The sequence below is a fragment of the Pseudomonas putida genome (assembly GCF_050990305.1).
In the GTDB taxonomy this organism is placed as follows: domain Bacteria; phylum Pseudomonadota; class Gammaproteobacteria; order Pseudomonadales; family Pseudomonadaceae; genus Aquipseudomonas; species Aquipseudomonas putida_AH.
The window spans coordinates 4,442,185-4,460,464 of record NZ_CP158817.1; the positions used below are offsets into that span (position 1 = coordinate 4,442,185).

General features: G+C 56.9%; 16 protein-coding genes and 1 pseudogene. 11 read left to right on the forward strand and 6 right to left on the reverse strand.

Features of this window, described 5'->3' with window-relative positions; genetic code table 11:
* The first annotated feature begins 5 nt into the window (after nt 1–5).
* From paaE to ABTV22_RS19995, 4 genes and pseudogenes are all read left to right on the forward strand, one after another.
* Nucleotides 6–1,082, forward strand: a complete 1,077-nt coding sequence (paaE, locus tag ABTV22_RS19980; RefSeq protein WP_433736212.1) for a 1,2-phenylacetyl-CoA epoxidase subunit PaaE — start codon at nt 6–8, stop codon at nt 1,080–1,082.
* Nucleotides 1,083–1,220: 138 nt separating this feature from the next.
* On the forward strand, nt 1,221–3,275 hold the full coding sequence (paaZ, locus tag ABTV22_RS19985; RefSeq protein ID WP_433736213.1) for a phenylacetic acid degradation bifunctional protein PaaZ: 2,055 nt from the start codon (nt 1,221–1,223) through the stop codon (nt 3,273–3,275).
* 413 nt (nt 3,276–3,688) lie between these two features.
* Nucleotides 3,689–3,829: pseudogene (locus ABTV22_RS19990) on the forward strand (DNA-binding protein); the annotation flags it as partial.
* A 601-nt stretch (nt 3,830–4,430) separates the two neighbouring features.
* Complete coding sequence (locus tag ABTV22_RS19995; protein WP_433736214.1) at nt 4,431–4,745, forward strand: hypothetical protein; 315 nt, start codon at nt 4,431–4,433, stop codon at nt 4,743–4,745.
* A gap of 133 nt (nt 4,746–4,878) precedes the next feature.
* On the opposite strand, the gene ABTV22_RS20000 is transcribed toward ABTV22_RS19995, so the two are convergent.
* From ABTV22_RS20000 to ABTV22_RS20010, 3 genes are read right to left on the reverse strand one after another with little or no spacing between them, the layout of a single operon-like run.
* Nucleotides 4,879–5,787 carry a helix-turn-helix domain-containing protein gene (locus tag ABTV22_RS20000; protein WP_433736215.1) on the reverse strand — a complete coding sequence of 303 codons (909 nt, stop codon included), beginning with the start codon at nt 5,785–5,787 and terminating at the stop codon, nt 4,879–4,881.
* Complete coding sequence (locus ABTV22_RS20005; RefSeq protein WP_433736216.1) at nt 5,784–7,217, reverse strand: aminotransferase; 1,434 nt, start codon at nt 7,215–7,217, stop codon at nt 5,784–5,786. Before ABTV22_RS20005 ends, ABTV22_RS20000 begins: the two co-directional genes overlap by 4 nt.
* Before the next feature lie 30 nt (nt 7,218–7,247).
* Nucleotides 7,248–8,354 carry a polyamine ABC transporter substrate-binding protein gene (locus ABTV22_RS20010; RefSeq protein ID WP_433736217.1) on the reverse strand — a complete coding sequence of 369 codons (1,107 nt, stop codon included), beginning with the start codon at nt 8,352–8,354 and terminating at the stop codon, nt 7,248–7,250.
* Between the two features lie 218 nt (nt 8,355–8,572).
* On the opposite strand from ABTV22_RS20010, the gene ABTV22_RS20015 reads away from it, so the two are divergent.
* Both ABTV22_RS20015 and ABTV22_RS20020 read left to right on the forward strand, forming a co-directional pair.
* Nucleotides 8,573–9,331, forward strand: coding sequence for an enoyl-CoA hydratase-related protein (locus tag ABTV22_RS20015; RefSeq protein WP_433736218.1), 759 nt, complete (start codon nt 8,573–8,575; stop codon nt 9,329–9,331).
* A 20-nt stretch (nt 9,332–9,351) separates the two neighbouring features.
* Nucleotides 9,352–10,533, forward strand: a complete 1,182-nt coding sequence (locus tag ABTV22_RS20020; RefSeq protein WP_433736219.1) for an acetyl-CoA C-acyltransferase family protein — start codon at nt 9,352–9,354, stop codon at nt 10,531–10,533.
* A 396-nt stretch (nt 10,534–10,929) separates the two neighbouring features.
* Here ABTV22_RS20020 and ABTV22_RS20025 read toward each other — a convergent pair whose 3' ends face one another.
* Nucleotides 10,930–11,280, reverse strand: coding sequence for a hypothetical protein (locus ABTV22_RS20025; RefSeq protein ID WP_433736221.1), 351 nt, complete (start codon nt 11,278–11,280; stop codon nt 10,930–10,932).
* A gap of 487 nt (nt 11,281–11,767) precedes the next feature.
* Here ABTV22_RS20025 and ABTV22_RS20030 point away from each other — a divergent pair, with 487 nt between their 5' ends.
* The 3 genes from ABTV22_RS20030 to queC all read left to right on the forward strand — a co-directional run bounded on the left by ABTV22_RS20030 (nt 11,768) and on the right by queC (nt 15,655).
* Nucleotides 11,768–13,813: a lipase family protein gene (locus ABTV22_RS20030; RefSeq protein WP_433736222.1), complete on the forward strand. Its 2,046-nt coding sequence runs from the start codon at nt 11,768–11,770 to the stop codon at nt 13,811–13,813.
* Nucleotides 13,814–13,841: 28 nt separating this feature from the next.
* The gene (locus tag ABTV22_RS20035; RefSeq protein WP_433736223.1) at nt 13,842–14,876 is read left to right on the forward strand and encodes a hypothetical protein; all 1,035 of its coding nucleotides are present in this window, start codon (nt 13,842–13,844) and stop codon (nt 14,874–14,876) included.
* Nucleotides 14,877–14,959: 83 nt separating this feature from the next.
* The gene (gene queC / locus ABTV22_RS20040) at nt 14,960–15,655 is read left to right on the forward strand and encodes a 7-cyano-7-deazaguanine synthase QueC (RefSeq protein WP_433736224.1); all 696 of its coding nucleotides are present in this window, start codon (nt 14,960–14,962) and stop codon (nt 15,653–15,655) included.
* Nucleotides 15,656–15,707: 52 nt separating this feature from the next.
* Here queC and ABTV22_RS20045 read toward each other — a convergent pair whose 3' ends face one another.
* Both ABTV22_RS20045 and ABTV22_RS20050 read right to left on the reverse strand, forming a co-directional pair.
* Nucleotides 15,708–16,577: a queuosine precursor transporter gene (locus ABTV22_RS20045; RefSeq protein WP_433736225.1), complete on the reverse strand. Its 870-nt coding sequence runs from the start codon at nt 16,575–16,577 to the stop codon at nt 15,708–15,710.
* A complete protein-coding gene (locus ABTV22_RS20050) occupies nt 16,567–17,166 on the reverse strand; it encodes a helix-turn-helix domain-containing protein (protein ID WP_433736226.1) in 600 nt (199 codons plus the stop codon). The genes ABTV22_RS20045 and ABTV22_RS20050 overlap by 11 nt, the downstream gene beginning before the upstream one ends.
* Before the next feature lie 393 nt (nt 17,167–17,559).
* Here ABTV22_RS20050 and ABTV22_RS20055 point away from each other — a divergent pair, with 393 nt between their 5' ends.
* Both ABTV22_RS20055 and ABTV22_RS20060 read left to right on the forward strand, forming a co-directional pair.
* The gene (locus ABTV22_RS20055; RefSeq protein WP_433736227.1) at nt 17,560–17,946 is read left to right on the forward strand and encodes a DUF6124 family protein; all 387 of its coding nucleotides are present in this window, start codon (nt 17,560–17,562) and stop codon (nt 17,944–17,946) included.
* Nucleotides 17,947–17,981: 35 nt separating this feature from the next.
* Nucleotides 17,982–18,236: a hypothetical protein gene (locus ABTV22_RS20060; protein ID WP_433736228.1), complete on the forward strand. Its 255-nt coding sequence runs from the start codon at nt 17,982–17,984 to the stop codon at nt 18,234–18,236.
* Nucleotides 18,237–18,280 lie beyond the last annotated feature (44 nt).

Below are 18,280 nucleotides of genomic sequence, written 5' to 3' on the forward strand. Positions count from 1 at the left end.
CAACAATGAGCAAATTTCACAGCCTGACCATCAAGGACGTGCGCACCGAGACCCGTGACGCGGTGTCCATCGCCTTCGAGATTCCGCAAGACCTGCAGGACAGCTTCCACTTCACCCAGGGCCAGCACCTGGTGATGCGCACCCAAATGGATGGCGAAGAAGTCCGCCGCTCCTACTCGATCTGCACCGGCGTCAACGACGGTGAACTGCGCGTGGCGATCAAGCGCGTGGCCGGCGGGCGTTTTTCCGCCTATGCCAATGAACACCTCAAAGCCGGGCACACCCTGGAAGTCATGCCGCCTGCCGGGCATTTCAGCGTCGAGCTCGACCCGGCTCGCCATGGCCAATACCTGGCCGTTGCGGCCGGCAGCGGCATCACGCCGATCCTGTCGATCATCAAGACCACCCTGGAAACCGAGCCTCACAGCCGCGTCACCCTGCTGTACGGCAACCGCTCCAGCTCCGGCGCGTTGTTCCGCGAGCAGCTCGAAGACCTGAAAAACCGTTACCTGCAACGCCTGAACCTGATCTTCGTGTTCAGCCGCGAGCAGCAGGACGTGGACCTGTACAACGGCCGCATCAACGCCGAGAAATGCGAGCAGCTGTTCAGCCGCTGGCTCGACGTGAAAGCCCTGGACGCCGCCTTCATCTGCGGCCCGCAGGAAATGACCGAAACCGTGCGCGACAGCCTCAAGGCCAAGGGCATGGCGCCTGAGCGCATTCACTTCGAACTGTTCGCCGCCGCCGGCAGCCAGCAGAAACGCGAAGCCCGCGAAGCCGCCCGCCAGCACGATTCGGCGGTCAGCCACGTCACCGTCATCAGCGACGGCCGCGCCCTGGCCTTCGACCTGCCGCGCAACAGCCAGAGCATCCTCGATGCCGGTAACGCGGTGGGTGCCGAACTGCCCTATTCGTGCAAGGCCGGCGTGTGCTCGACCTGCAAGTGCAAGGTCATCGAAGGCGAAGTGGAAATGGACAGCAACCACGCCCTGGAAGACTACGAAGTCGCCGCCGGCTACGTCCTGTCGTGCCAGGCCTTCCCGATCACCGACAAGGTGGTGCTGGACTTCGATCAGCTCTAACCATAAGAACAACACAAAACCCTGTGGGAGCGAGCCTGCTCGCGAATCGGTGGGTCAGCCACCTCCCATGCTGACGGTGATGCCCTCTTCGCGAGCAGGCTCGCTCCCACAGCGGTCATACTTTTGAGAGTCAAATCCATGTCCCACGCCCCTACCCTGCAAAGCTTCATCGCCGGCCGCTGGATCGGCCAGCAAGGCGCGCAAGTCCTGCGCAGTGCCATCGACGGACGCGATATTGCGTTTACTCATGAAGAGCGCCCGGACTTCGCCGAAGCCATCGAACACGGTCGCCGCCAAGGCGTCAGCGGCCTGATGGCCCTGGACTTCCAGCAACGCGCCCAGCGCCTCAAAGCCCTGGCCCTGTACCTGGCCGAGCGCAAGGAACAGCTCTACGCGATCTCCCACCACAGCGGCGCCACTCGTGCTGACAGCTGGATCGACATCGAAGGCGGCAACAGCACGCTGTTCACCTACGCCAGCCTCGGTTCCCGCGAGCTGCCGTCGGGCAACGTGGTCCACGAAGGCCCGGCCATGCAGCTGAGCAAAATGGGTTCCTTCGCCGGTACCCACATCCTGGTACCTCGTGGCGGCGTGGCCGTACACATCAACGCCTTCAACTTCCCGATCTGGGGCATGTTGGAGAAGTTTGCGCCGAGCTTCCTCGCCGGCATGCCGTGCATCGTCAAGCCTGCCAGCGCCACCAGCTACCTGACCGAAGCCGTGGTGCGCCTGATGGACGAATCCGGCCTGTTGCCTGCGGGCAGCCTGCAGCTGATCATCGGCGGCACTGGAGACCTGCTGGACCGCCTGCAAGGCCAGGACGTGGTGACCTTCACCGGTTCCGCCGACACCGCGGCCAAGCTGCGGGTCAACCCGAACCTGATTCGCAACTCGGTGCCATTCACCGCTGAAGCCGACTCGCTGAACTGCGCAATCCTCGCCCCGGACGTCACCCCGGACGACGAAGAGTTCGACCTGTTCGTCAAGGAAGTGGCCAAGGAAATGACCACCAAGGCCGGGCAAAAATGCACCGCCATCCGCCGCGCCATCGTTCCGGCCAAGCACATCGATGCCGTCGCCACCCGTCTGCGTGACCGTCTGGCCAAAGTCGTGGTCGGTGATCCGTCGGTAGAAGGCGTGCGCATGGGCGCACTGGCGTCCCACGATCAGCAAAAAGACGTCGCCGAGCGTCTGGAAATGCTGTTGCAGAGCAGCGACCTGCTGTTCGGTGCCCGTGACGGTTTCAACCCGCGCGGCGAAAACGTCGAAAAGGGCGCATTCTTCGCCCCGACCCTGTTGCAGGCGCGCGATCCGCACGCCGAAGGCGGCGCCCACGACATCGAAGCGTTCGGTCCGGTCAGCACCCTGATGGCCTACGACGACATCGACGAAGCCCTGGCCCTGGCCGCTCGCGGCAAAGGTAGCCTGGTGGCCAGCCTGATCACCAAGGATCCAAAGATCGCCGCCAAAGTCGTTCCTGTGGCCGCTGCCCTGCACGGTCGCCTGCACGTACTGGACCGCACCTGCGCCGGCGAATCCACCGGTCACGGCTCGCCGCTGCCGCAACTCAAGCACGGCGGTCCGGGTCGTGCCGGTGGCGGTGAAGAACTCGGCGGCCTGCGTGCGGTGAAACACTACCTGCAACGCGCTGCCGTTCAAGGTTCACCAACCATGCTGGCGGCCGTTACCGGCGAGTACGTACGCGGCGCCCAGGTCATCGAGACCGAAGTGCATCCGTTCCGTCGCTACTTCCAGGACCTGCAGATCGGCGAATCGCTGCTGACCCACCGTCGCACCGTCACCGAGGCGGACCTGGTGAACTTCGGCTGCCTGTCGGGCGACCACTTCTACATGCACTTCGACGACATCGCGGCCAAGGAATCGCAATTCGGCAAGCGCATCGCCCATGGTTACTTCGTACTGTCGGCGGCGGCTGGTCTGTTTGTATCCCCAGGCGTGGGTCCGGTCCTGGCCAACTACGGCCTCGACACCTTGCGCTTCATCAACCCGGTGGGCATCGGCGACACCATCCAGGCGCGCCTGACCTGCAAACGCAAGATCGACCAGGGCAAGAAGAGCCCGCAGGGCGTTCCGCAAGGCGTGGTGGCGTGGGACGTGGAAGTCACCAACCAGCTGGGTGAACTGGTGGCCAGCTATGACATTCTGACGCTGGTGGTGAAGCGCGAGGATTGATCCACGCTTTTGGTTGACCACAGATCCTGTGGTCAACCCTCCTGTAGGAGCAAAGCTTGCTCGCGATAGCGCTGTACCAGTCGACATCATCGTTGCCTGACACACTGCCATCGCGAGCAAGCTTTGCTCCTACAGTTTTTTGGGTGGTTACAAATTTTCGGCCAACCCAAAACCACTGTAGGAGCGAGCCTGCTCGCGATGGAGGCCAACGATAACGCGGGCTGTCTGGCTGAACGCGTCGTCTGGACGTTTTTCGCGAGCAGGCTCGCTCCTACAGAGGATCCTTGCCGCACCAAACAGCCCTACCCAATTCACAGAAAGATCATCGGGAATCCGATGATCTTTCTGTGAATTGGTCGCATCCATTTGGGTACAGTCGCGCAACCAATACAAATGGCAAAAAAGGTTTAACCATGAGCCAGGCTTTGACGACCTTCGACATGGCGACCCTGCTCGACAGCGATGAGGCCATCAGCGAATACCTGTCCCAGGTGCTGGCTGATGGTGACAATGAGGAATTTCTTCGTGCCGTCGAATACGTGGTGAAGGCCCGCGCCGAAGATTGATCACAGATCGAGTGGTCAACCACAACACCTGTAGGAGCAAAGCTTGCTCGCGATGACGGAGTACCAGCCGACATCATCGTTGCCTGACACACTGCCATCGCGAGCAAGCTTTGCTCCTACAGGGGTTGAGGTGATCCAAGTGTCAATTGGCGTAGGACATTTCTGTTTTTCCCAGGCTTCGTTCATGCCCGTGTCCCCTCAGCCACAATCCCCCGCCCCCGTTTTGCAGACCTTCACTCCGTAGGTCCTAGGACATTTCTGGGCGAGGTCTTCGGAGATTTCCTTCGAATTGTGGCGATTGGCGTGAACTGGTTTGAAAGGTGCTCAATCGATAGTCTTTGGCGGTCGCTGAAATTCAGTGATGGGGTGTAGGAACCTCTAGATTCTCTAGTACCACGTTGGCGCCAGTTACTTGGTTTGCGGCCGTCTAAATGCGTCCGTACTATCAGCTGCGGCGGCTATGTACGGGCACGCTTCGGCGTGGTCGAGGTGCTAGGGACTCGATATTCCTACCCCGTACATGGCTGCCACCCTAGCCCGTAGGAAGGCTTTTGGTAGCTCCGTTTCCCCGTCTCTAGAGTCCAAAAGCATGAAATCCATTCATCCTGATCCACCCTACGAAAAACCAACCCCTCACCCCGACAACCGCTTCATGGCACTGACCGGCAACTGCACCGACATGCCCACCCTCTTCGTCGACACCCTCGCCCCGCTCGACGTCCTGATGGACGCCGCCAACTACCGAATCCGCGCCGTCACCCAGGTACTGGAAAACCTGTCCATGCGCGGCTCGATCGAGTGCGAATCCTTCATTCTCAGCGACTTTTCATTGCTCTGCGCCATCCCGTTGCGCGATGGCTGCGATGTGCTGGATGTGGTCGGGCGACGGTTGCGGGCACGCTGACCACCCCGATTGGAGACCCCTTGTGGGAGCGAGCCTGCTCGCGAAGGCGCACTGTCAGGCGATGATTTATCGACAGATCCACCGCTTTCGCGAGCAGGCTCGCTCCCACAGGGTGATGGGTTTTGCCGGGCAATCAATGCCCGCGCAACCACTCGATAAACAGCGCAAACAGCTCCGACTGCGAACCCACGTCCAGCTTCAGATACAGATTCTTGCGGTGCATGCGCACGGTTTCGGGCGAGATGTTCATCTGGCTGGCGGTGGATTTCACCGAGTGGCCCCGCAGGACCATATGCGCCACTTCTCGCTCGCGCTCGGTGAGCAGGTCGCTGCCAAATTGTTCGAATGCCGATTGCACCCGATGCTTGAGGTCGTCGGGCGATTTCTGGTCGCCATCACACTGAATCAAGCAATTACGCAGCATGCCGCGCCGGCTGAATTCGCTGACGAATTCGCGCACCAGCGGTTCGACGGCGCGCAGCAGGTTCAGCTGTTCAACGCGCAGGCATTCACCGCCGAACCCCTGATACAGGCTGACGGAAATCTTGGTGTCATTGCCGGTGTCGACGATGTAGTAACTGTCTTCCGAACAACCCGCATTCAGGTAGTAAGTCTTGTAGTAGTCGCTGTCGAAAAAGTTGTCCGGCGCGATTTCTTCCAGGTGATAGAAGCCTTGCGCCAACCCCTGCTCCACCGCGAAACAGAACGGGTCGAGCAAATAGCCGCCGGAAAAATAGCGCTCGAGAATCGAGACCTGATACTCCTCGGCAATCCCCCGCTGATGCAGCAATTGCGGCGGACGGTCCTTGCGCTCCAGGCTGATCATCATCGACTCAATGGACACCAGTTGCGCCAACGCCGACGCCAAATATTGCAGGGCGTCGGGCTCGTCGATATGGGCGAATGCCTCGCGCATTCCCCCATGCCATTTGTGCAATGCCCCGAAGGGCATCGCGATCAGCGTATCGTCGTCTGGTTTGCTCATGCCCCGCAGTCTAGCGGGAGAGCAGGCCGTTGGTAAAAGCCTGAGCGATGAAGTCATTGGCCGGCGTACTGGCCGCTCGCCTGAAGCTCGGCCGCCACTTCCAGGATGCACTCGCGAAGGATCTCGACGATCTCATCCACCTGTGCATAAGTCAGGATCAACGGTGGCGACATCACGTTCAGGTGCATGATCGGCCGCACCAGCAGTCCTTTGGCCTGAGCCCGCGAATGGATTTTCTCGCCGATGTTGATCTCGTCGGCGAACAACGACTTGGTGCGCTTGTCGGCAACGAACTCCACACAGGCCATCAGTTTCAGGCAGCGCACATCCCCCACCAGCGGCAGATCCTGCAGCGTGGCCAAGCGTTGTTCCAGATAGCCGCCGACATCCTCGACATGGGCCAACAGGTTTTCCCGCTCGATGATCTCGATGTTCTTCAGCGCCGCCGTGCAGCACACCGGATGGCCGCTGTAGGTGAAACCGTGGGTAAAGCAGCGGCCCGTGCCCGGTTCGGCAATCACCTTCCAGATGCGGTCGGAAAAGATGCAGGCACCCAGCGGCAGATAGGCCGAGGTCAGGCCCTTGGCGGTGGTGATGATGTCCGGCTGCACGTCGAACACATCTTTGGACGCGAAGAACTTGCCCAGGCGCCCGAACGACGTCACCACTTCGTCGGCGACGAACAGGATGTCGTAGCGCTGGCAAACCTCCCACATGCGCTTGAGGTAACCCTTGGGCGGAATGATCACCCCGCCCGAGCCCATCACCGGCTCGGCGAAGAAGCCGGCGACCTTGTCCGCGCCAATCGACAGAATCTTGTCTTCGAACTCCTTGACCAGGAACTCGAGGAACTGCGCCTCGTCCATCCCCTCCGGCGCGCGGTAAGGGTTGGGATTGGACACGTGATGGATCAGCGGGTTGGCGTAATCGAACTCCGGCACCCGGTCGGCGGCCTTGTTGCCGATGGACATGGTCAGGGTGGTCGAGCCGTGATAGGCGTTGAAACGGGCGATAACGTGCTTCTTCTCTGTCTTGCCACGGCAGTTCTGGTAGTACTGGATCAGGCGATAAGCCGTGTCCACTGCCGTGGAGCCGCCGGTGGTCAGGAACACATGATCAAGGTCACCGGGCGCCAGGCTGGCGAGTTTTTCGCACAGCTGGATCGCCACGTTGTTCGACATGTCGCAAAACGGATTCGAATAAGCCAGCTGTCGCACCTGATCAGCGATGGCCTGGGCCATTTCTTCGCGGCCCAAGCCAATATTGGTGCACCACATGCCGCCCACGGCATCGAGGAAGCGGTTGCCCTGGGTGTCGTAGATGTAGGTGCCTTCGCCCGCGACGATATTCAGCGAACCCTGTTCGGCGTGTTCGTCGAACATGTGGTAACCGTGCATGTGGTGGGCCTTGTCGGCCTTAACCAATGCAGCTTCTTCAGCCTGCGAGAAGACTTTCTTGATCGGGGTAGCCTTGATTGGAGTAGCCATACACAAACCTCAAACTGAACAATTGGACGATCAGATCCCGCTCTTCACCGTGCTCCACACCCGCGTAATGGCGCGCATGTCTTTCGCGTCCTGGGTTTTCTGCGGGAAGAGCCGTTGCCGCACGTCTTCATCGGGATAGATCGCCGGGTTATCTCGCACGCTGGCATTGAGCAAGGGCGTGGCCGCCGCGTTACTGTTGGCGTAGTTGATGTAGTCACTCACATCGGCCATCACCTGGGGTTGCATCAGGTAGTCGAGAAACTTGTGGGCGTTGGCCACGTGAGGCGCATCCGCCGGGATGTACATGTTGTCGAACCAAATCAGCGAGCCTTCCTTGGGAATGAAGTAGGCCAGGTTGATCTGCTTCTTCGCCTCTTGGGCGCGGGCCATGGCGGTGGCGTAGTCGCCGGACCAGGTCATGGCCATGCACACATCACCGTTGGGCAGGCTGGTCAGGTAATTGACCGAGTCGAACTTGCGGATATAAGGCCGCACCGACAACAGCACATCCTGGGCGGCCTTGAGGTCTTCGGGCGCGGCACTGCGCGGGTCACGGCCCAGGTACTTCAGCGCCAGCGGAATCACCTCGGTAGGTGCATCCAGCAGGGTGACGCCGCAGTCGGCAAACTTGGAGACGATCTTCGGGTCGAAAATCATTGCCAGCGACCCGATCGGCGCGTCCGGCATGCGTTCCTTGATCTTGTCGACGTTGTAGGTCACACCGTTGCTGCCCCAGGTGTAGGGCGCCGAGTAGGTGGTGCCCGGGTCGAAGCCTTGCAGGTCCTGCAGGACTTTGGGGTCCAGATTGCTCCAGCTCGGCAGCAGCTTTTTGTCCAGCGGCTGGAACACCTTGGCCTTGATCAGCGGTGGCGCGAGGGAGGCATTCAAGACGATCAGGTCGTAGCCGGAGTGACCGGTCAGCAGTTTGGCCTGCACCGTTTCATAGGCGTCGAAGGTGTCATAAATGACTTTGATACCCGTGGCTTTTTCAAAGTTGGCCAGGGTGTTTTCACCGATGTAATCGGCCCAGTTGTACAACCTGAGGGTATTGCTGTCGTTCACTTGCGCTGCGTAAGCGTTCAGGGTCAGCGGTACAACAAACAGACTGGAAATCACCTTAAGCAGTGTCTTGCCCATAGCAAATGCACCTTATTTCAGCGAGTCCGGCTCTGGATGAGCGGTGAACCTACTATTGGGTGATTCATGAGCCGGCACCATACCCCGAATGGGTGTGTCGACCGATTTGCCGGCAAACATGGCAAAAAACTTCAGGCTGGTTGACCCGTTTTGTCATAGCTGCCGGGTTTGCCTGACGCTTAAAGTGGCCGCCAAAATCGATTCCGCAGGCGCCGTGCATGACTGACCTGATCAAACAAGAACACTGCGATGGCGTGCTGACGCTGACCCTTGATCGCCCCGACAAGCTCAACGCCCTGACCAACGCCATGTACACGCGCCTGGCCGATCTGCTGTTCGCGGCGGACGAGGACGACGCGGTGCAGGTGGTGATCCTGACCGGTGGCCCGAACTGCTTTACCAGTGGCAACGATCTGGTGGACTTCCTGCAAGAGCCACCGACCCATTTGGACAGCCCGGCCTTCCGCCTGATGCGCGCCGTGACTCACTTGCAAAAACCGCTGATCGCGGCGGTGTGCGGCGCGGCCATCGGCATCGGCACCACCCTGTTGCTGCATTGCGATCAGGTGCTGGTGACCCGCAACGCCAAACTGCGCATGCCGTTCGTCAATTTGGGCCTGTGCCCCGAGTTCGGTGCCAGCCTGCTGTTGCCGCGCCTGCTTGGCCAGGCCCGCGCCGCACGCCTGCTGCTGTTGGGTGACGGCCTGAGTGGCGCCCAAGCGCTGGATTGGGGCTTGGCAAGCGAAGCCTTCGATGACGGCGAACAATGCCTGGCAGCGGCGGAAAAAATCGCCCGGCGCTTTCTGGCGATGCCCCGGCAAGCCTTGCTTGAGTCGCGCAAATTGATGAAGCAGGCCGGCATGGCCGAATTGCAAGCCACCCTGCGCGAAGAAAACCAGCTGTTCATCCAGCGCCTGAACAGCACTGAAGCCAAAACCGCCTTGAACGCACTGCTCAATCGCAGTACAGATAAGTAAATCCCGAAAGGAAACCCGTCATGAACACCCCAGAAATCTTCGTCGTCAGCGCCGCCCGTACCGCCATCGGTTCCTTCGGCGGCTCGCTCAAGGACGTGCCCCTGGCCGACCTGGCGACCACTGCGGTCAAGGCCGCGCTGGACCGCGCCGCCGTGGACCCGGCGCTCGTTGGCCATCTGGTGATGGGCAATGTAATCCCGACCGAATGCCGCGACGCCTACATCTCCCGCGTTGCCGCGATGAACGCCGGCATCCCGAAAGAAACCCCGGCCTACAACGTCAACCGCCTGTGCGGTTCCGGCCTGCAAGCGATCGTCAGCGCCGCGCAAACCCTGCTGCTGGGCGATGCCGAGATCGCCATCGGTGCCGGTGCCGAATCCATGAGCCGCGGCCCGTACCTGCTGCCATCGGCCCGTTGGGGCTCGCGCATGGGCAACGTCCAGGCCGTCGACTACATGCTCGGCATCCTGCATGACCCGTTCCAGAACTTCCACATGGGCATCACCGCCGAGAACGTCGCCGCACGCAACGGCATCACCCGCGAAATGCAGGACGCCCTGGCCTTCGAAGACCAGAAACGCGCGGCCCATGCGATTGCCAACGGCTACTTCGCCGACCAGATCGCGACCGTTGAAATCCAGGATCGCAAAGGCACCAAGCTGTTCAACGTCGACGAGCACCCTCGCGCCACCACACTGGAACAGCTGGCTGCGATGAAGCCCGCGTTCAAGAAAGACGGTTCGGTCACCGCCGGCAACGCCTCGGGCCTGAACGACGGTGCCGCCGCACTGGTCATGGCCACCGGCAACGCGGTCCAGGTCAACAACCTGCGCCCCCTCGCCCGCCTGGTCAGCTACGCCCACGCCGGCCTCGAGCCTGAACTGATGGGCCTGGGCCCAGTCCCGGCCACCCGCATCGCCCTCAAGCGCGCCGGCCTGACCGTCGCCGACATGGACGTGATCGAAGCCAACATCGCCTTCGCCGCACAGGCCTGTGCCGTCAGCCAGGAACTGGACCTCGACCCGGCCAAAGTCAACCCGAACGGCTCGGGCATCGCCCTGGGTCACCCAGTGGGTGCGACCGGCGCGATCATCGCCACCAAGGCCATCCACGAACTGCACCGCACCGGTGGGCGTTATGCGCTGGTGACCATGTGCATTGGTGGTGGTCAGGGCATTGCGGCGATTTTCGAACGCGCCTGATACAAAAGCCTGTAGGAGCGAAGCTTGCTCGCGATGGACGTCAACGATTACGCGTGCTGCCTGAATGCCCGCGGTGCCCTGACGTTTTTCGCGAGCAAGCTTCGCTCCTACAAGCATCCATCCTGGTTTGCCCTCTGCGCAAAACCGAAACGAGGCGGCCTGATCCCGTGTGAACGCATCCTCTGTAGGAGCGAGCATGCTCGCGATGGTCGTCAACGATTACGCGTGCTGCCTGAATGCCCGCGGTGCCCTGACGTTTTTCGCGAGCAAGCTTCGCTCCTACGGGGGATGATGCGTTCACACGAGATTAGGTGTCAGGCCCCATAAAAAACCGGGCAAACGAGATGCGCTCGTTTGCCCGTAAAGGGGGGAGGTCCTGCAACAGCAATCGACAACTCAACTGCCCGGCGGCACCAGGTGCGGCCCTTTGTGCGCCACCTGCTGACCCGGCGCGTAATGGACATTGGGTGAGCGAACCGTACTGACTTCACCCTTCGCGTCCTTCACTTCGTAAGCGGTTTGCGTGAGACCAGTGGCCTCCTGAACCAAACTACCGGCAAAAAATCCCGCGCCAGCACCAACCAATGCGCCAACCGGCCCACCCACCGCGCCAATCATAAAACCGGTCAGGGCACCGTAACCTTTGCCGGCGGTGGTATCAGGCACTTCGCGCACGACCTGGTCGGCCATGCACAGAGGCGAAAGCAACAGGCAGAACGTGAAACTCAAGGGGATGTAGTGAGACATGGCGAAGTCCTTCTACGGGGGCATCGCAGCATGCGGGTCATTAAGCGTGCCAAATACCAAATGGATAACTTTCAATGACTTAAGAAATGTGATGTCACAATGACCAAACAAAAGTGCGGTCAAAACGACACAAAGTAGTCGTTATGACTCTATTTTTATGACCCGATAAACCCTCGGCTCGACCCCCAACACCTCCAGAAGCCGCCCCTCGCCTCACTCCTTCAATCGCGCTGCAATACTTCCTACAGGCCGACAAGCCTAAAGACAGACGCGTCCTACGCGCATGCCAGAATTTTCCTCTTTTCAACATGTATCCACTCCCCGAAAGCTGTCGAGCGCACAGGAATGAAGGTGGAAATGCAGCCTCCCCACAGGCCCCATCTTTCTTCGACTGCCCGAAGCATTCACCTCGAATGATCAAGAACTATCGCACTGCGTTTAATTGCGATAACGGCTGTTTCAACCACAAACATATTCAAGGAATGATATGAACGACTACCTGCACCGTACAGACACGCTCAACCCATTCAAAACCATTACCGTTGCGGGCAAACAAAAGCGTTACTGGATCGAATTTCAGTTGCTGGACGAACTGGGCGAGCCGTTGGTCGCCATGCCCTGGCGGGCAGTGAATCAAGCCACTCGAGACGGCTTTGCCGATGAATATGTTGGCGTGAGCGACGCCCGGGGCGTGATCCGTATCGACGACCTGTATCCGTTGTCCATCACCCTGAAAATCGAGGCCGATCCGCTGGCCGAGCAACTGCAGACGCGTCGTCTGCGTGCCGAACGGGCCGAACCGCGCCGACCGGGTTTAGGTGATCGTACTCCGCTGTATGGGCCACAACGTTCGGGGTTTTCGCCGATTGAGAAGCAGGCGCTTGCGGACGGTCATGGTTATCACTATCTGCGCATTGGGCAGTTGTGTGATCGACAACCGAATTTCAAGCCCGATTTGACGGACCCCGATCAGCTCCCGGCTTTTCATTTTCCGGACCCGAGTTTTGGTGGTTTTACCGTCAGTGATGACCTATTGGATCGGCGTCATGTGTTGGAGGTTTGCCCGTTCCGTGCCTGGTTGCTGGTCTTGCACCATCAGGTGGAGTACAGCCTGGCCAATGCTTATAACCTGGGGTTGATGAGCATTTTGGCGTACAGCACACAAGCCGATAAAGACCACGGATCAATTCTGGAATTTTTCCAGCAGCAATGCCTGGACCTGTCGCGCACACCACGGATATGGGACAACGGCCAGAACTGGCCTTGCCTGGTCATCGATGTGCCTTTCAGCAGTCGTTACATAACGGTCAAATCCCTGGACACCGCCAAGGCGGTACCGCCGGAAGGACATACCCAGTTGTACTACGCCATCAGTGCATCCCAAGTGCTGGTGGCGTGGCGCGGAACTGAAATGGATGGTCTGGCCGATCTGCTCACCGATGTAACTTTTCGCCCGGTCAAGCCGGAGGTCGCGGCCGTTTGTGAGTCCAAGGTGCCCTGTGCTGATCTGGTTCCAGAGGGCAGTGTGCATCTGGGTTTTCGCGATGCATTTGAAGTGGTCAGGAGGATTTATGCGATAGATTTGGGTAAGGCAATCCCGGAAGCTATCGAAGGTAGAGGGCTGTTCATCTGCGGGCACAGTCTTGGTGGCGCTCTCGGGTTGATTCACGCGGCATCCCTAAAAGACCAGAATCCACTGCTTTACACCTACGGCATGCCGCGCACCTTTACTCTCAAGGCCATGAAGTCCTTGAGCGGCTTTCAGCACTTCCGGCACGTCAACGACACCGACCTCATCCCCAGCGTTCCGCCCGAAGCGGCGCTGGATAACTACCTGTACGACTTGTATGGCCCATTGGGCACCACCTTGGGGTTTACCTGGTCGCTCGTTCAGTTGACGACCAGCTCGTTGTTCAAATATGGCGACCCCTTCTGCCATCACGGTCAGATCGCCATGTTTTACAAGGCCGAACAGCACGTGCATGAACGCGGCTCGGACTATCCGGCCTATCGCAACAAAGAGGGGCTCGGCGCGCCCTATCACAACACCATCGCCTACCGATTGCAGGAAAAGGCCAAGTTGTACCTGGTGCCCCATCTGGATCCGGAACACGACCAGCAAGCCGAGCAAGCACATGAGCGTCTGTTCAAATCGTTGAATGCCGAGAACCTGGCCCGGTTCTTCCCGGCCCATGGCAATCCCAAAAATGGCGGGCTACTCGGTCTCGGTCATCACTTCATGACGAAATACCAACCCTTCATGTACAGCCAATTGCTGGAGTCGATCACCCCCGAGCGTGAGCCCTTGCTGAAGCTGCAGAAAGAGAGGCGCAAATTCGAAGAGCAGATGAAAAGCCATTACGGAAGGATTCACGAGGACGAATTGTTCCGTAATCGCCTCTTCCTTGAGTTGCACAACCAGGTTGGCCACGCCCTCCTCATCACAAGGCAGATTGAGGGCGGCGTCGAGTCACTGCAGCGCTTCGACACCGTGGCCGACCCTCACGCCTATTACCCGAAAACCTACGAATGAACGCGCTACCTCAGCCAAGGACGACACCATGACCGCAAAGATGCCAATCGCTTTACTCTCCCTGTCCTTCAGCCTGAGCGGATGCGCCAAGGACTACAGCCTGGCTCCCCCCGCGGACAGTGAGCAGATCATCGTAATGGTGAAAGTGCCCAAGGAGCTCGTAGCGGAAACCATGCAGGTCAAATACCGGTCGACCCTCTGCACGTTCACCGACCGACACGCCAGTGGCGAGCCGTATCAGCGGGACAGCTACCAGAGCACTGACATACAACCAGTGCGCCAAGGGCAAAGCGATCTCTATGAGGCCAAACTGTCGGTGAATGGCGGTGGAGCCTGTCAGTGGCGCTTGAGTAACGTGACCTTCGGCGTCACTTATGGTGATACGGCACGTTTTGGCGAAAACGTTATTCCAGGTGGGGGGGGAGGTGTTGTAGTCGTGTTCGATCACAACAACTCGCCGCGCGGAAGCACTGGAAAAGAAGTTGAAGGGAATTTGACTATCAAAAAAGAGTATTACCCTTGGATCAGTGAGACTTTTATAGGTGGTTATCGCAAATATGTCAGCTTGGCAGGTGAGGGCGATATTTATCTTGGCTATCAAGCTTTAACGGCGCGAAAGGTTTATTTCGAGCCTGTCCTGCACACTGATTTTGTCGTCAACTCAGAGGGTCCTAAAGTACATAAGATAGGCAGCTTTACTAAGTTCACCTACCCCGACGGCAGCCTGGTATCTGATGGTGAGTGGCGTCCCAACTTCCTGAAACTACAAACCATCCGCACCGGTCGCGCCCGCGATTGTTTCGTCCCCGGACGTTACGACAAGTGTCCTGACCGTCGCCCTCAATTACTGCCCGATTGGCATCCCGAGTCTGACAAACCGGGTTACGGGCGTTACGTCATCGTGGACGAATGGGGCAATCCACTTCGACCATTTGCTTATCGGCTGGTGGGCCAGGACGGCCAGATTTATCAGGGCAGGAGCGGCGCCAATGGGCGGACAGAACCATTGCCGGACAGCGCGCATCCGCTACGCAAAGTCGAGTTCCCGGTGGACAAATGGTAATGCCTTTGTCAGGAAAACCAGCTCTGGAGGCGTGACCCAACTTTGCAACTCAACGATGGAAGTATCACAAGGATGAACAAAGCATGACCAATAAGGCAGTTATCGTATTCAGCGGCGGACAAGACTCCACCACCTGCTTGATCCACGCATTGACGCACTACGATGAAGTTCATTGTATTACCTTCGACTACGGCCAACGCCATCGCGCGGAAATTGATGTGGCGCGGCAGCTCTGCCAAAAGCTGGGCGTGAAGGTTCACAAAGTACTGGACACGTCACTATTGAATGAACTGGCAATCAGCAGCCTGACCCGCGACAACATCCCGGTCCCCACCATCAGCTCCGGAGAAAAACTGCCAAGCACATTCGTACCCGGCAGGAACATTCTGTTTTTAACCCTGGCATCTATTTATGCCTATCAAGTGCAAGCGCAGACGGTTATCACTGGCGTTTGTGAAACCGACTTTTCCGGCTACCCCGATTGCCGAGATCAGTTCGTCAAAGCGCTGAACTCCGCGATTGAGTCGGGATTGGACTACGCACTGCACATTGAGACGCCGCTGATGTGGCTGAACAAGGCCGAAACTTGGGCCTTGGCCGACCACTACAACCGGCTGGAGTTTGTCCGCGATAACACGTTGACTTGCTACAACGGGATATTGGGTAGCGGATGCGAAAAATGCGACGCTTGTAAACTACGGGCCAAGGGGCTGAATGAGTTTCTGGAGAGCAAAACGGGAACAATGAAAAGCCTGAGTCAAAAAATAAACCTGAACTAATGAATAGGCATGTAGGGCATGAACCAATACCAATTGATTCATGCCCTCTGCCTTATGCGGCTTGATTTTCTGTTACGTACTTCCTGAATAATGACCTTGCTCCGTAAGCGGGCAGCACATTGAAAACAGCAAAACACATTTTAATGACTACTTGAACATAGACCATCTCAAGGATCTTACTACTTTCCATAACCCCATAAAACGCAATAAAGCAAAAAACAAAACTATCTATTATCACCGCAAAAAAAGTACTGAAAAAAACCCTCAAGAATAGAAAGCGCGAACGGGTGAGCTCTTTTATCCTGCACAGCAAATACGAGTTAACATATTCCGAAAAAAGAAAAGAGACCGACGAGGCAACCAACACAGATGAAACATGCTCCACAACCTCACCATAAGGCCCATCAAGCTTCCACCCCGACAGGCCTGGAAAATGGCTAACCGAAGTTAGCGCGAGCAATATAAGAGCATTGCTCACGAAGGAAAAATATATAGCTCTTCGCGCCAGCCTTAGACCATAAGATTCATTCAAAAGATCGACAATCAAGAACGTCAGTGGATAAAGAAAAACGCCTGGCGTCACAACAACGTCAAAATACTCTATATAAATGAGTTTAACCGCAGCAATATTGGTAAAAACATAAAGAGCGAGTAACGTCAGATTGAGAACGACATAGGTCATCCACGACCGTTCATGACGATCACTTATTTCATATACCGTCAATGCAGCTCCACCCGAGTAGAACTTTCTATACACATCCTTTATCTCAACTTTATTCAGGCTATCGAAAATCTCGCTTTTCAGTAAATCACTGAGCTTGATCTTGATAATCTTCCCCGTGGAGATAACCATGATTACAGCAAGGCTTTTATTTTCAAACCCCAGAAGTTTGAATCGGCTACATTCATGCTCAGCGACCATTAAACCTCTCCTCGACTACTTCTCCCACAATAAAAACGGCACCTAAATCAGGTGTTGGATCACTGGTTAAAAACAACCTCCCAGTTGCCTTTTCGCACACTAAATTCTCCTTACCGCCTCCCCACATCCCTTTTTTCACTATTAACAAATCACCAGCCTCATTGACATCACTTATTCTATTTTCCAGTAAAACACCGATCAAATTGCAAGCCGCACCAAAATAGTAGGTAAGGGGATGAGTTGCAGCCAGTTCACCGATTCGTCTATCGAGACTCTGAAGTAACAAGCCCTCTCTTATGATAGGCACTGCCGCCGGATTTGTATTTCCCAGTAGGGAAATACTACTTTCAATCACTTCCCTCTCTTCAAAATCAATAGTTTCAATCTCTTTATAAGACACTCCAAAAAAATCGGATATTTTACGTATAGTGGACTGTTGAACATTAACAACCCTCCCCTCTAAGATGTTGTAAATCGTCGTCCTGGTCAGACCACTGGAGTTACACAATGACAACCGCGTTTCGCCACGACTTTTTATCAAGTACTTAATATTACTCTTCAGCTTCTCTGTCTTTTCTTTTTTATGCATCAAGTAACCACCTCTCCCCATCAAACACCGACACAGATGATTTCCTGTGAGACCTGCACCCTACCCCTGTGCAAAAACAATATTGCAACCGCGCTAAACAACCGTCAAATAATGTTTCCCTCAATTATTTAAAGATTAATTCCTACAGACCTAGCCTACTTACCTGAAAGATATCTCTTACAGAAATTACAACTTACCTGAAGAACAAACCTACAGAATCAGGGAAGACAACAAAACATGAATCATTTAATTACATAGATGTTCATTTTTTTGATCAATCAAACTGAATTTTCTGGTAATAAATTACCGGCCAGTCAACTTCATATCACCGTCAACCAGATCTGATTGATGCTATGGAACCGGCACTTCTTAACGTTGCTAGGAGCTCCGAAATTGAAAAAGACCACAACAAACTCTCCAGAATCACCCGACCGTTCGGCCTCTGAAGACATCGATGTTTCCAAGCTATCCGACATCACCGAACCCCTGGTCAGCGCGCGCTTGCGCCATCCAAGTCGCCCTGACCCTGTCAGCCACGTCTTCACCATCATTCCAAACATCGACACGGAGTCCTTGCTCTGTCACGCCTGCGAAACCCTCGCGTCCCTGAACGTCATGGCCACCGATCTCGCGTGCGAACTGGAAGGCTCGCGTCGCAATGTGATGCTGGCTATTCAGCAACTGGCTGTGCTTGGTGAGCTTTTGGTTAATCGGGCGCTGGATAACCTCGACCCACCGGGCGGTCTGCCTGCGGCTGCGCCAAAAACTAATGCTGGTTGATCAGGTGTCCGCTCCCATCAGGAGGTTTATTTGTCATGGATCGATACATGCCTATCACCGGCATCGACTGCAAAATCCCGTCTCTTCTGATCGATACCGAAGCACCACTGGACGTATTGCACGAAACCGCGGCCTACCGCATCCGTACCGCGGCTCAACTGCTGGAAAGCTTTGCGCTCAGCGAAGGCGTTCACAGTGAATTGGCTCGAGTTCTGGTGACCTCACTGTGCGACGGTTGTGACTTGATGGATGTCATCGGGCGCCGCTTGCAGGCGCAACTTTTGGTTTAATTGTCCTTAAGCGGATCAAAAGATCGCAGCCTTCGGCAGCTCCT

Coding starts and splice junctions, on each gene's coding strand:
- paaE (WP_433736212.1), top strand. CDS start 6: ATGAGCAAATTTCACAGCCTGACCATCAAGGACGTGCGCACCGAGACC.
- paaZ (WP_433736213.1), top strand. CDS start 1,221: ATGTCCCACGCCCCTACCCTGCAAAGCTTCATCGCCGGCCGCTGGATC.
- ABTV22_RS19995 (WP_433736214.1), top strand. CDS start 4,431: ATGAAATCCATTCATCCTGATCCACCCTACGAAAAACCAACCCCTCAC.
- ABTV22_RS20000 (WP_433736215.1), bottom strand. CDS start 5,787: ATGACTTCATCGCTCAGGCTTTTACCAACGGCCTGCTCTCCCGCTAGA.
- ABTV22_RS20005 (WP_433736216.1), bottom strand. CDS start 7,217: ATGGCTACTCCAATCAAGGCTACCCCGATCAAGAAAGTCTTCTCGCAG.
- ABTV22_RS20010 (WP_433736217.1), bottom strand. CDS start 8,354: ATGGGCAAGACACTGCTTAAGGTGATTTCCAGTCTGTTTGTTGTACCG.
- ABTV22_RS20015 (WP_433736218.1), top strand. CDS start 8,573: ATGACTGACCTGATCAAACAAGAACACTGCGATGGCGTGCTGACGCTG.
- ABTV22_RS20020 (WP_433736219.1), top strand. CDS start 9,352: ATGAACACCCCAGAAATCTTCGTCGTCAGCGCCGCCCGTACCGCCATC.
- ABTV22_RS20025 (WP_433736221.1), bottom strand. CDS start 11,280: ATGTCTCACTACATCCCCTTGAGTTTCACGTTCTGCCTGTTGCTTTCG.
- ABTV22_RS20030 (WP_433736222.1), top strand. CDS start 11,768: ATGAACGACTACCTGCACCGTACAGACACGCTCAACCCATTCAAAACC.
- ABTV22_RS20035 (WP_433736223.1), top strand. CDS start 13,842: ATGACCGCAAAGATGCCAATCGCTTTACTCTCCCTGTCCTTCAGCCTG.
- queC (WP_433736224.1), top strand. CDS start 14,960: ATGACCAATAAGGCAGTTATCGTATTCAGCGGCGGACAAGACTCCACC.
- ABTV22_RS20045 (WP_433736225.1), bottom strand. CDS start 16,577: ATGGTCGCTGAGCATGAATGTAGCCGATTCAAACTTCTGGGGTTTGAA.
- ABTV22_RS20050 (WP_433736226.1), bottom strand. CDS start 17,166: ATGCATAAAAAAGAAAAGACAGAGAAGCTGAAGAGTAATATTAAGTAC.
- ABTV22_RS20060 (WP_433736228.1), top strand. CDS start 17,982: ATGGATCGATACATGCCTATCACCGGCATCGACTGCAAAATCCCGTCT.